Annotated in this window: 9 protein-coding genes and 1 other RNA gene; 2 read left to right on the forward strand and 8 right to left on the reverse strand. The window is 62.9% G+C overall.

Annotated features, from left to right (window positions below; all coding sequences use genetic code 11):
• Window positions 1–539 precede the first annotated feature (539 nt).
• Window positions 540–1775, forward strand: a complete 1236-nt coding sequence (locus AC1POX_RS16075; RefSeq protein WP_031421550.1) for a hypothetical protein — start codon at window positions 540–542, stop codon at window positions 1773–1775.
• Between the two features lie 322 nt (window positions 1776–2097).
• Here AC1POX_RS16075 and xopP (AC1POX_RS16080) read toward each other — a convergent pair whose 3' ends face one another.
• The 5 genes from xopP (AC1POX_RS16080) to AC1POX_RS16100 form a co-directional block, all read right to left on the reverse strand.
• The gene (xopP, locus tag AC1POX_RS16080; protein WP_372353762.1) at window positions 2098–4248 is read right to left on the reverse strand and encodes a type III secretion system effector XopP; all 2151 of its coding nucleotides are present in this window, start codon (window positions 4246–4248) and stop codon (window positions 2098–2100) included.
• 116 nt (window positions 4249–4364) lie between these two features.
• Window positions 4365–6509, reverse strand: coding sequence for a type III secretion system effector XopP (xopP, locus tag AC1POX_RS16085; RefSeq protein WP_218489167.1), 2145 nt, complete (start codon window positions 6507–6509; stop codon window positions 4365–4367).
• 675 nt (window positions 6510–7184) lie between these two features.
• Complete coding sequence (locus AC1POX_RS16090; RefSeq protein WP_008578160.1) at window positions 7185–7910, reverse strand: AraC family transcriptional regulator; 726 nt, start codon at window positions 7908–7910, stop codon at window positions 7185–7187.
• 131 nt (window positions 7911–8041) lie between these two features.
• A complete protein-coding gene (locus tag AC1POX_RS16095) occupies window positions 8042–8500 on the reverse strand; it encodes a hypothetical protein (RefSeq protein ID WP_372356377.1) in 459 nt (152 codons plus the stop codon).
• Window positions 8501–8549: 49 nt separating this feature from the next.
• Complete coding sequence (locus AC1POX_RS16100; protein ID WP_372353924.1) at window positions 8550–8810, reverse strand: hypothetical protein; 261 nt, start codon at window positions 8808–8810, stop codon at window positions 8550–8552.
• Here AC1POX_RS16100 and AC1POX_RS16105 point away from each other — a divergent pair.
• A complete protein-coding gene (locus AC1POX_RS16105; RefSeq protein WP_370486015.1) occupies window positions 8785–9210 on the forward strand; it encodes a hypothetical protein in 426 nt (141 codons plus the stop codon). The two genes, AC1POX_RS16100 and AC1POX_RS16105, sit on opposite strands and share 26 nt — an antisense overlap.
• A gap of 226 nt (window positions 9211–9436) precedes the next feature.
• Here the strand turns inward: AC1POX_RS16105 and AC1POX_RS16110 are convergent, their stop codons facing one another.
• The 3 genes from AC1POX_RS16110 to AC1POX_RS16120 all read right to left on the reverse strand — a co-directional run bounded on the left by AC1POX_RS16110 (window position 9437) and on the right by AC1POX_RS16120 (window position 12685).
• The gene (locus AC1POX_RS16110; protein ID WP_014089605.1) at window positions 9437–11557 is read right to left on the reverse strand and encodes an alpha/beta hydrolase family protein; all 2121 of its coding nucleotides are present in this window, start codon (window positions 11555–11557) and stop codon (window positions 9437–9439) included.
• Window positions 11558–11710: 153 nt separating this feature from the next.
• Window positions 11711–11785, reverse strand: a non-coding RNA gene (locus AC1POX_RS16115) — sX9 sRNA.
• A gap of 63 nt (window positions 11786–11848) precedes the next feature.
• Window positions 11849–12685, reverse strand: coding sequence for a transporter (locus tag AC1POX_RS16120; protein ID WP_372356378.1), 837 nt, complete (start codon window positions 12683–12685; stop codon window positions 11849–11851).
• Between the last annotated feature and the right edge of the window lie 537 nt (window positions 12686–13222).

Here is a 13222-nt window from a genome sequence, read left to right on the forward strand (position 1 = left end):
AAGGTCATGTAGGTCGGGTCGATGACGACGCTCGGTCGCTATTCGCTTCCCGGATGACGATTACGCCAACTGGCGTTGCTTGGGATTGGCCGCATTGCAGAATGTGCCGCTAGTCACTGGAGCACGGTATGGAATCTCGGATCACCCCGACCTCTGGCACAGCAAACTTGCCGCTTCCTGCAGCCGATGACGCGGCGTTACCACGCAGCCCGGCGACCGACGACGATCGGCACCACCGCACTGATGCCCGATTGGCTGGACTAACGCCCCGCCGCAGCGCGGCGCGGACCAGCGCAGCCACCGCGCTCGATTGCGTAATGCCGGACGCCGCGGGCAGCAGGAGCATCGGTGCGCCTGCCTCGGCTCCCGTCGTAAACCGGCCGGATAGACCTCTATTCTCGATCATTCGGCCTATCGCGTTTCTAGCCACCAGGGCCGACATCGGCGGCCATCGCCACCCGATGAGCCTGTCCGAAAGCGCTGTTGTCTTCTCGCGCTCCAAGGCGACATTGGGAGGCAGCGATGTGGGCATGGTCGGGATGCTCGATGGCCAGGAGCATCTTGTCAAAACCGGAATTTCGCGCAGCCTGCTGGGTCAGGCAGTGAAATGTTGCGCGAAGGGGCAAGGCGCGGAGGCCAGCAAGCGCTTGGGCTACATCGTCGGCTCGGCAGCCAGGCTGCTTGAGGGCAGCATGGACAAGCAGGCCACGCAGCAATGGCTGACACTGGCCTTCCATGCCTTTCTCGATACCGAAAAAGGTAAGAGATTGACGGAAAAAGCGAAGACGGATGCGTTGGACATCGACGATGTCTGCGAGATTCACGAAAGCCTGGTTGCTGCAGATCCTCGTCTACGCAATCCGCTTGGCATCCCGGCCTTGTTTGACATCATCAACGTCGCTGCCGCGCAGGATTTGGTCAACGCGCTACAGGCACGCCATCTTCCGCGGCAACACATTCCGGACTCAACGCTGCTGACACTGCCCGACAACGCCTTCATCGCCTCGCGACTGATTCATGATGCAGAGCCGCTGGATACATTCCTGACCAAGGCGTTCTTGCCGCCTGACGTTTCGCTTGCGCAGGCCAAGCAAGCCGCTGCCCGTGTGAAAAGCGCAGCCGGCAGCGGTGCGCAGGCCGATGAACTCGCCGCAGACCACGCGCTGCTTGCGCGGATCAACGATCCGGTCAATCTTCGTTCGGGCAAACAGGCGTTGATCGATACCTTGCGCCACAGCGGTCTGGACGGGCTGTTCGCCTCGTTGCTGGCCAGGCTGACCCTGGGCGAAGCGTCTGATCTGGGCCCTGACAATATGCTGGTCATTCCCGGAGAAGATGCACGCCACAAGGTCGTCAGCATTGACGTAACCGGCTTTCGCTACGACCGGGAGAAAGATACCCCGGCAAATCCACGAGAGCCGCTTCGGTATGGTTGGGGAGACGTCGTCCAGAACCCGGCACGGGCGCTGCAAGTGCTGCTTGATGCCAGCGTGATGAGCAGCCGTTATGCGAAAGGCCTGGATGGCGTACATGCCATGGTGATTGAGGCGATACGCGAGGCGCTTGCCTGGCAAGCCACGCCTGAAGTGGAAATGGTCAAGCAGTGGTACGCCGCGCTCGATGTGGACTCCGTCACGTCCTCCTTGCACTCGCTGGGCGATCAATTGAAAGACATGTCTGGCGCGGGTTGGATGCCGGATGCCGCGCTGGTGAATCAGGTGTTGGCACGCAATTCCTCCTTCCTCAGCAATGTGATTCAAAAATCCCGGACATGACGACTGCGACCAGTACGCGCCACGGGCTGCACGTGCGCGATACCAGTACCGCCCACGGCGACGGTCAGGCGAACCACGCCTGGCCTCGCGCCAATGCCTGCGCGTGCGCGGCTCGGGCGTCGACACCGGCTTCATTCCGCACGGCGTTGGCGGGCAAAAAGACCGAGCTCCCTGCCCGCCGAATTGCCTCTATCAGATGCTCACCGTTTTCAGGTTCCTGCCTGGCCCGCTGCAACTGGCCACTCACGTTGAGCGATCCGTGGAGCTTTGAGCCGTGTGTTCGAGGATCTCTTCCTTGGTGAGGACAGGCGACGCGTCGTGATTAGCGCTCCCCACCAGCGCCAGCCACCCAAAGCTGGCCAAGCAGCTTGGAGCCGATGGTTGCCCGGTGCACCTTGGCCTCGGTATTTCCGAGGGCGCGCATCATCTCTTCCCAGCGTGCGCCCAGGTTGACTTCTCTCTCCGTCTTCAGGTGGACGGCGGCCAAGTCCTTATAGTCGAGCGCGCGCAGCGCGTCGGGGGTGACCGGTCTTTTGGCATGTACGTGGACGAACCAGGGCCGCGGGATGTTTCCATTCGACTGCGGCGTGTGCTCGATACGCACTTCGAATAGCCTGCCACGGTCGCCAATGTCGTCCTCCGAGCGAAGGCGGCGCGGCGACGTGACGCGTGCCAGTCCATTCATCGCCAACAGGCGCTCCAGATGCGGCGCACGTGGCTGCGGATCGGTCTTGAGCGCATCGGCTTCGCGCCGTTTGAAATCGTGCTCGATCCTCTGGAGAAGACGCAGCCGCGTGTCGAGGTGTTCGATGCGCGCGTCTCCTGCACCGAGCTTGCCTTTGAGCTGCAGCACACGCTCACTGGATCCGAACCAGCCCTGCATGGTGATCCTGGCAGAATCGAAGGCCGTCGCCGCGTCATATCTGGAGTCGCCGATCAGGCGCTCTACGTCGGTGGTGTCCTTGCCAAGGCGCTTGGCGAGCGCGATGAAATCACCGCCGAGTTCTGCCACCGGCAACGACTCCAGACGCGTGCCTTTCAGTATCTCGTCGGCCTGCTTTTGCGCTGCGCTGCGCTCATCCATGGCCCGCCGCGCAGGCGCTGCCGCCGAGCTGGAAGCGTCAGGCGTGCGCACGCGTGCCTTGCGCGACCGGCTCGATTTACCTGTTGCCGTCGTGGTTGTCGGCACGCTTGATGTTGTCGACGCCGGTGCCTGCCCGGGCGAGGCCGCTGCTGTGCCAATCAGCTGTCTGTCCTGGACGGCGAACTCACACATGTCAACAATCGCCTGACGTTGGTCGGCAAGTGCCTGTGCAAGATCGAGCATCGTCGGCCATAGATGATCTCTGGCATGTTCACCTGCTTCGATGAGCGCGGCGGCATCCATACACAGCTGCGTCGCCGCTCGGCCACGCAGCTCGGCGTATTCGATAAGCACTTGCTTGTACATGGCCAGCATCTGCGGCGTCAGCGAGTGCTCGGTTGATAGAAAGCGTTCAAGATGGATCTTGGTCAGCTCCGTAAACGCTTGTCCGACCTTGGCTTCCATGCATCTGTCTACTTCTTCGAGCGCGCTCAATCGATCCATCACCTGTCGCAACCCGCAACAACTGGCTTGATCGGAAAGCCTTCTTGAATATATTTCGTACAGCACTCCACGAACGGTTTGCATCCGCGTGTGACAAGATCCCATCGTGATCCTGATGATCGGCAGCTGGGCCTTCAGCACGTCGGGTGGCGCCCGATTCGTCATCGGCGACTTGATACGCCGGAAAACCTCTTCCAATGCTGCAATGACATCAAGAAGATGCGTGCGTAACGCATGCCATGATTCCGGCTGCTGCAGACGGATGGCCTGGACATTAAACCGTGCAAACTGGCTGCTTTCCGCAAGCACAGACCCCAATTCCTGGGTCAATTTGTGATCGATCATTTTTTCGCATGACAGATAGTTCATCGCTGCGGCTTGCCCGAGAGACGAAATCAATCGATCCTCATGGGCTTCGATGTCGGAGGATGACATGCGGCGTTGGATCTTGAGCTCGCTCAGCGCCTGCAAGCCTTGTCGCGCGGATGCGATCGCCGATGCGCCTGACTTGAGCCTTGCTTCAAGGGATCTTGTGTCTGCCACCCCCCTTGGCGCCACGTTTGTGACCAGGTGATTGAACAGTTGCAGCCTGGCCGAGGCCGTGTGCAATACCTCGAGCTGATCTGGTCCTGCTGAGACAGACGCCGAGGTGAAGAGCGGTCCGCGGACGCCCCTGGCGTTAGCGGATGATGATGCAGGCGCACTGGCCCTGGAAGCTCTGGCCGGTCGCGGCGTTCTGATGGCAAGCCCGCTGAGTTGCGTGGAGCGCGCCGCTACCTCGTCAGGCACGCTCGCGTTGGTTGATGCATCCTGTGGCGGCGCCGCTGGTTGAGCGGACCGCGCGGGATCCACTGGGGCTTGATTGGTCGCTCGAACTCTCGGCACGGTGCATCCTCCGACATTGCTATTCTATTGCCACGCATGGACGCCCAGATGCGCCTGTTCTCCGCAGATCCGAGACCTGGTGGTCTGGGTATGCGACGGCACCTGGACCGTTGTGGCTATCGCTGTCCACCAGAGCCAAGCGCCCAAAGCTGGCCAAGCAGCTTGGAGCCGATGGTTGCCCGGTGCACCTTGGCCTCGGTGTTTCCGAGGGCGCGCATCATCTCCTCCCAGCGTGCGCCCAGGTTGACTTCTCTCTCCGTCTTCAAGTGGACGGCGGCCAAGTCCTTATAGTCGAGCGCGCGCAGCCCGTCGGGGGTGACCGGTCTTTTGGCATGTACGTGGACGAACCAGGGCCGCGGGATGTTTCCATTCGACTGCGGCGTGTGCTCGATACGCACTTCGAATAGGCTGCCACGGTCGCCAATGTCGTCCTCCGAGCGAAGGCGGCGCGGCGACGTGACGCGTGCCAGTCCATTCATCGCCAACAGGCGCTCCAGATGCGGCGCACGTGGCTGCGGATCGGTCTTGAGCGCATCGGCTTCGCGCCGTTTGAAGTCGTGCTCGATCCTCTGGAGAAGACGCAGCCGCGTGTTGAGGTGGTCGATGCGCGCGTCTCCTGCACGGAGTTTGCCTTTGAGCTGCAGCACACGCTCACTGGATCCGAACCAGCCCTGCATGGTGATCCTGGCAGAATCGAAGGCCGTCGCCGCGTCATATCTGGAGTCGCCGATCAGCCGCTCTACGTCGGTGGTGTCCTTGCCAAGCCGCTTGGCGAGCGCGATGAAATCGCCGCCGAGTTCTGCCACCGGCAACGACTCCAGACGCGTGCCTTTCAGTATCTCGTCGGCCTGCTTTTGCGCTGCGCTGCGCTCATCCATGACCCGCCGCGCGGGCGCTGCCGCCGAGCTGGAAGCATCAGGCGTGCGCACGCGTGCCTTGCGCGACCGGCTCGATTTGCCTGCTGTCGTCGTGGTTGTCGGCACGCTTGATGTTGTCGACGCCGGTGCCTGCCCGGGCGAGGCCGCCGCTGTGCCAATCAGCTGTCTGTCCTGGACGGCGAACTCACACATGTCAACAATTGCCTGACGTTGGTCGGCAAGTGCCTGTGCAAGATCGAGCATCGTCGGCCATAGATGATCTCTGGCATGCTCACCTGCTTCGATGAGCGCGGCGGCATCCACACACAGCTGCATCCCGGCTCGGCCGCGTATCTCGGCGTATTCGACGAGTACCTTTTTGCACCGGGCCAGCCCCTCCGGGGTGAGCGAATGCTCGGTTGAGGAAAAGCGTTCGACATGGACCTGGATCACATGCTTGAGTGCTTCGCCCACCTCAGCATGGTGAAGGCTGTCGATTTCTTCGAGCTCCCTCAGTCCGTCAAGCACCTGGGGCAGGCCGCACTCGCTGGCCTCATCGGCAAGGCGCCTTGAATGTATTTCGACGAGCATTCCGCGGACGGTCTGCATCCGTTCATGGCACGATCCCATCATCGCCCTGACGACCGGGAGATGGTCCTTGAGCGAGTCGCGTGGCCCCTGACCCGTCATCGGCGACCTGATGCGCTGGCAAACCTCCTCCATCGCTGCAAGCGCATTCAGAAGATGCCCGCGTAACGCAAGCCATGGTCCCGGTTGCTGCAGACGCATGGCGTCCGCGGACAACACCACCATCTCAACCCTTTGGGTATTCACATGGCCAAATTCGCTGGCCATTTTCTGATCGATCATCTTCTCGCATGCGCCGTAGTGAAGCGATGCGGCTACTGCGAAATGCGGCACCAGGAAATTCTCGTGTTCTTCGACGTTGTCGACCGGCATGCGTTTTTGGATATTCAGCTCGGCCAGCGCCTGCAAGGCTTGTCGAGCGGATTCGATCGCAGACTTTCCGGATTCGAGTCTTGCTTCCAGCGCTCTGATATCCGCTGGTGCGTCACGTTTTTGTGCCAGGTCGTTGAAGCGTTTCAGCCTGGATGAGGCCTTGCTCAATACTTCGAAAGGATCTGGCCCTTGCGGAACTGGCGCCGCGGCAAAGAGCGCCGCCATGACGTCCTGTGCGTTGGTGGACGATGCCGCTGGAAGATTGGCTCTGGAGGCTCGGCCCAGCCGTCGCGGCCTGATGGAAAGTCCGCCGAGTTGCGCTGAGGGCGCCGCACTGGCGGCAGAGCTACTTGCGGCTGATCCCGAGCCCGATGGTGTCGGTGCAGTTTGAATCAATTGCGCGGGATCCGGTGGGGCCTGCTTGGTCGATTCAATTTTAGGCACGGTGCATCCTCCGATATCGCCATTCGATTTGCTCGCACACCGCGCCCAGTTTTCCCCGTCCCGGAATGTGCGTGGAACGTGGCGGCGCCGTACGCCAGGCCTTGCGAGCCGGCAGCGATGCGTGTTGCCACTGCGTGGCGCAGTCACCGCGTGACCCGTGCCATGGCGCTCGAACCGCCTGCCTCATCGTGTTGCATGCTGCAGCGCCTGCCTCACTCACTGCTGGCTCGACCCGGCATTGTTCATCATGCAATTGCCGATGACGTGCAGCGAAAACCGTGTTGCCGTTTCAACGCAGGAAGCGCGACCCGCTCATGTCGATGTGCGTGACATCGCTGCCTTAGTAAACCACCGAATGCGGCGCGGTTTGCATGCGGCGCGAATGCGTGGTGACTGAGACGAAGACGAGCCGGCTGCGCATGCAGTTGTTCAATGACCAGACGAGGCGGTCAAGGCATCTCCCAATAACTTGGGCACCTCTCAAGACCCGTCATCATGTCCGATGCCTTTGAATCATCGGCACAACGCTCAGGAATCAAGAAACGACGCAATGTTGCAGATCCGGTGGACGCCTATCCATGGCAAGCCCTAGTTCGGAAACCTCAGCAGGCAGTTCGAGAGAATTTTCAGGCTCAACGCACGTCTTGCGCATGCACGTTGAGATCGCCCCGCCCTCTACACTGTTTCGGCTGAAAACTGCTGCGCATTCGCCAACGCACGATATTCGCGCGGCGTCATGCCCACCGCTTGCTTGAATTGCCGCGCGAACGCGCTTTGGTCGCTGAAGCCGCAAGCGTGGCCGATTTCGGTAAGGCTCTTGTTTCCGTGCAGCAGATGCATCGCCATCTGCAGACGCAGCTTGGCCAACACTTGCTGCGGCGTGAGCTGGAATACCTTGCGGAACGAGCGCTGCAGCTTGGACATGGAAAACCCGGTGATCTCCACCAGCGCCTGCATGCGGACGTTCTGCGCGTAATTGGCGTTGAGATACGCCAGCGCAAGTCGCAGCTTTTCGTACTGCGATTCGTGCCCGTCCTGCGGGCCCAGATCGCGCGAGATGCCGATGATGCCCTGCACCTTGCCATTCACCAGCAACGGACGCTTGCAGGTCAGGCACCAGCCAGGCTCACGGTTAGCGAACAGGTGGAGCTCCAGCAGGTTGTCGATCACCTCGCCGGCCAGCACCTGCTCGTCCTGATTGGCGTAATTGGCGCCCAGGCCACTGGGATAGACCTCGGCAACACGCTTGCCGATCAGGTCCTTGCGCGATTTCAGCCCCAGCCGCCGCAGCATGGTCTGGTTGACGTGGGTGTAGCGGCCCTCGCGATCCTTGACGAAGAACAACACGTCCGGCACGGCATCGAACAACGCTTCAAGATCGGCAGGATCGATGCTCTTCATGCGAGAGGGTTCATGCAGGGCAAGGTGCTCGAGACCGGGAAAGGCGCATCAAACCAGGCGCGCGATCGAAACGATTCGCCCCTGCCGCGCCATGATACGCCGCATGCGCGATCGGCCTGCGGCCGGAGGACTCAGCGCGAGGTGCTGCCTGCGTCCACTGCCGCCGGTGCAGGCTTGGCATCTCCCGCCGCAGCGGTCGGGTTACCGATGCGATCCAGCGGCACCTGTCGCGCACGCCAGCTCTGCACCACCGCCGCACCGGCCTGTGAGCCCACCTGCACGCGCAGCCGCGCGCTGCCGCCGGGCGCGATGAACTCGATCTCGCAGTCGCCCGCGGCCATGCAGCTATCGGCCGCAAGGGGATCCACCAGTTGCCAGCCTTGCTCCATCACCGCCTGCGCAAACGCGCGATACCCCATGCCGGATTTCAGCACGGCCGGCAATGGCACGCTCGTATCGCCGCCTTGCTCGGAAGACGGAACCGCCACCGGGGCGCGCGCGGGCGCAACGGCAGGCCGCGACGCGGCGCCCAGGGCGGGACTGCAGATCAGAGCGATTACCCACAATGCGGGGCGGAACGACGTGCGCATGCAAACGGTCCTTGCGGTCCTGGCAGGGAACTGGGAAGAGGAAGATGCGCTAGTTTGACATGCCTGTGATGCGCTGCGGCAATTGCATTTGGGATGCATTGGCCCGTGATCTGCACAGCGGCGCTGCAACCGGTTCACGCCAAGCGTGCTCATCCAGCGCACGGGATGTCAGTGGAACGGCCAGACGCTCCGGATCGACAATTGCCGCCGGCAGACTCATCGGTATCAGCGCGTCCACCGCCGATCCGGTCGCCATCGTCGCAAGCAAGCTGCATGATTGCGGTTTGCGCGCGGAGTTCCCGATGGCCATTGCCAACGCTTCAACCACGACGTCTTCAACCTATGCAGTCGGCCAGCTATGGCGCTGCCGCGGGCGCAGTGCCGCCGAAACGCCGCTACTGCTGATCAACCAGATCGATACGCATCCGCAGGGAGGCCAGATCCTGCACGTGACCATCAGCGACGTCCAGGTCCGTCATGCGGGAATGCCCAACGGAACGCTTGACACGCTGCCGCACATTCCGGTGATTGCACAGACGCTGGAGCGCAGCGCTGCCGAACATGTCGGCGACAGCACGCCCAATCAGGCGTATCTGCCCGGGTATGCCGAGTGGAAGGCCGCGTTCGACGCCGGGCGTGCCGGCTCGTTCGGGATTGCGGTGTCGGAAATTCTGGACATCGTGGAAGGCCAGCTGGCCAAACGCGGCTAGCACTGCGCAGGTGTCAGGTGGGCATGGACTGCCGGCAAGACTGCGGTGCACGCGCGGCAGATGCGAGGTGGAATAACCGCTGCTTGCTCTGGCGGTGCGCGAGCACTCCAGGCGCAACGGGCAGGATGCGGTTGCCAAAACGCTGACTTCGACAACGCCCATCGCCCAGGGAAAGCATTCGCTCAAGCAACCGACACGCCGCGCCTGGCGGCGTGTCGGTCGTCCGTCACTGGCCGATATGCTGCTTCAACCAGCCATTGACGGTGTCATGCCACAGGATGCTGTTGTCCGGCTTGAGTACCCAGTGGTTCTCGTCCGGGAAATACAGGAACTTGGAATCGATGCCCTTGCGCTGCAGCGCGGTGAAGGCAGCCAGGCCCTGTTCGACCGGAATGCGGAAATCCTGCTGGCCGTGGATCACCAGCATCGGCACCTTCCACTTGTCTACGTGCAGCACCGGGTTGAACTTCTCGTAGCCGGCCGGGTTCTGCCACGGCGTGCCGCCATTTTCCCACTCGCTGAACCATAGTTCCTCGGTGGCATAGCCCATGGTGCGGTTGTCGAAGACGCCGTCGTGGTCGACCAGGCACTTCCATGGTTGATTCCAGTTGCCTGCCATCCAATAGACCATGTAGCCGCCGTAGCTGGCGCCCAATGCGCAGGCCTTGTCGCCGTTGAGGAAGCCGTATTGCTTCTGCGCGGCGGCCCAGCCTTTTTGCAGATCTTCCAGCGGGCGGTCGCCCCAATGCTGGCTGATGGCGTCGGTGAATTCCTGGCCGTAGCCGGTGGAGCCGTGGAAATCGATCATCACCACCGCGTAGCCCTGGCCGGCGTAGGTCTGCGGATTCCAGCGGTTGCTCCAGCCATTGCCGAAGCTGCCCTGCGGGCCGCCGTGGATCAGGAACGCCACCGGGTAAGTCTTGCCCTGCTGGTAGTTGTACGGCTTGACCACGTAGCCGTGCACGGTGTCGTTGTTCCAGCCCTTGAACTGGAACTGCTCGTAGTCGCCGAACTGCACGTCCGGCAACAATTCGCCCGCGCTCTGGCTGATCGCGCGCAGTCCCTGGCCTTGCGTGTCGCTGACGAAGATCTGGTCACCGCTCTTGAGCGAGTTGCGGGTAAAGGCCAGCGTATTGCCGGCCAGCGTGGGGGCGTGCACGCTGCCCTCGCCCACCAGCTTGGTTGCCTCGCCGCTGGCGATATCGATCTTGAACAGTGGGTGCTCGCCGAGTTCGTCGGCACTGGTGTAGAGGCTGGCACCGTCTTCGCTCAACACGATCTCGCCCGCCGAGCGGTCCCACTTCGGCGCGATCTCGCGCGTCTTGCCGCTGGCCACATCCATCGCCATCAGGCCGAAGCGGTCGGCCTCGAAGCCCGGGCGCTTCATGGCGCGGTAGTACAGCGTCTTGCCGTCGGTGCTGAACACCGGGCCGGCATCCCAGGCCGGGTTGGCCGCGGTCAGGTTGACCGGCGCGGACTTGCCGGTCGCATCCAGGCGGTACAGATCGAAGTTGGTCTGCCACGGCTCGTCATTGCCGGTGGGCTTGCCGCTGGCCTTGGCATTCTTGCTCGCCTCCGGGCCATGCGGCTGCGGAATGCGCACGCTGGCCACCACGCTGGCGCCATCGGGCGACCAGGTGTAATCGTCGTTGCCGCCGAACGGCTTGGACGGCGCGTCGCCGGCCAACGTGGCGCTGATCGCCGATGCCCCGACCACTGCCTTGGCACCGGCCGCAGGCAACTCGGCCACGAACAGGGTGTTGCGGCGGCCATCGTTCCAGGTGTCCCAATGACGGACGAACAACTGGTCGTACACCACGCCGCTGGCCTTGTTGTTCTTGAGCTCGCCCAGCTTCTTCTTGGTGCAGCCCAGGTCCGAGCCGCAGTCCTGGAACACGCCCGCGCTGAAGGCGATGCGCTTGCCGTCCGGCGAGAGCTTGTAGCTGTCCACGTCCACCGCAAATGCGGTGAGTTGCTGCGGCGTGCCGCCGGCCATCGGCTGCGCGTAGAGCTGCTGGCTACCGGATTTGCTGCTGAGGAAGTACACCGTCTTGCCGTCCGGCGACAACGCCGGGCTGTTGACGTTCCATCCTTCCGGGGTGAGCCGCTTGGGCGGCGCCAGATCGCGCGTGCGCAGATTGCGCACCCACAGGCTGGTGGCCGGCTTGCCATTGGCGGTCTTGGCCTGGCGCTTGGCGAACAGCACCACGCTGCCATCCGGGCTGAGCGTAGGCGAGGACACCCGGTCCAGCGCCACCATGTCGCGCACATCGAAACCGCGCGCAGCGGCAAGGCTTGGCAGGGCAGCCAGCAAACACAGGGGCAGTACGGCGTGACGCAGCTTCATCGAGATCTCCGGCAACGGCAAAACGTCGATGGTAGGCGTTGCTGCGGCGCACGCGCAAAGGCAGGAGATCCTGCGGCGCGACGCGGTGCGCCGCGCACGCATGCGCAGACCATGCCGCCTGCACGCGACACGGGCGGCTGGGCGCTTTAGAGCGGCTTACGACGTAGCGAGCAGTCGTCAGGTGGGTGCGGACGGCGCACTCAAAACCGGCGTGGACGAGTGGTACACATGCCGATTCCGGGCACCGGCCGCGCCCGCCTGGCGGCTGCGCAGTCGTTTTGTTCGCTGCTCTTAGAAGCGGTGCGACAAGCCTACGTAGACCTGGGTGTCGGGCGTGCGGTCGTTGAGGCCGAAATTGGCGCCTACGTCCAGCTGCAAGAGCGGATTGAGCAGATACGACGCCGCGATATCGGCCGAGTACTGCTCCACGGTCTGCGCCGGATCGCGGTTGATGGAGGACCACACCTCCACCGCCATCGACAACCTTGGTGTCAGTGGGCGCGCCAGATTGATCACGTTGACGATGGCCACATGCTTGCCGCTGCCATCGCTGTCGGCCAACCAATCCAGTTCCGGACCGAACGTCAGCGAGAAGCTGCTGGGCAGCACGAAGTTGACCGGCAGCGCCAGGCCGCCTTCCCAGGTGTCGTTGCCCAGGCCGGTACGCGCGGTGGGTGCCTTGACGAACGGCAGCAGCGCCACGCTGGCGGTGTCGCTCTCGTACACACGCGCCTTCATGCGCAGATAGAGATCGCCGCCGCCGCTCAGGCTGCTGCGCGCGCCGGTGGCGCGGTCGGTGGTCTTGACCTGCAGTTGCGGCGCCCAGTTGAGTTGCAGATCGGTGCGGTCGCTGACGCCGTACTTGAGCGTGGGATTGGTGAAGTACGCCGTCTCTGTGCGTGTGCCGGGCTGGCTGTCGCGCGTGTAATTGCCGATGTCGGTTTCCAGCTGCCACTCGCCAGCCGGCACGGTGCAGGTGGCATTGGCCTTGGTCGGCCGATCGGTGCAAAGCGCCGCGTCGGTGGCGTCTTGCGCCTGCGCCTGAACTGCGAGGCTGCTCAGCGCTGCCGTAACGATGACGGCGAGCAGTGTCTTGCGGGAAGACGAGCGCGAGGTGATGGTGGGCATTGCGGTGATTCCAGGGCAAAGCGCGGCACGAATCGCATGACCGTGCCGCGCTGAAGAGTGGGAGGTGGTGCGTTACGACGCGCGGTATGGCGGCGCTGCGCTTGGTCAACGGTGCCGCAACTGCGGTTTTTTCGGGCGGCGTCGGTGCGGTCGCGATGCGATGCACACGCCCACTGCAGGGAAGTGCGCGGGCCTGCACTGCCAGACACTTGCCTGGCGTTGCGGCGTCATGCACAGCGCATGAGCGCACCACGGTCTACCGGGTGGTTGGGATCAGATCAGTCCAGCATGCAGCACTCGTGGCGCACCGTTGTGCGGGAGACGGCACGATAAGCAGCAGCGGCATAAAGTCGCTATGCACGGCAGTTGCGCAGGGCGTAAAGCCGGCGCAAAGACATTGAATCTGGATGGCGGGTTAGCGGATGGCTGTGCAGGCCGCGATGCCCGCATGCGGCAGTGCTGCACGGTTTGCATGCGGTGTGCAGGACGCAGTGGCAGCGATGCAATCGAAACGGCGAATCGAGCTCCATCGTGCGC

This window comes from Xanthomonas sp. NCPPB 3442, assembly GCF_056725145.1.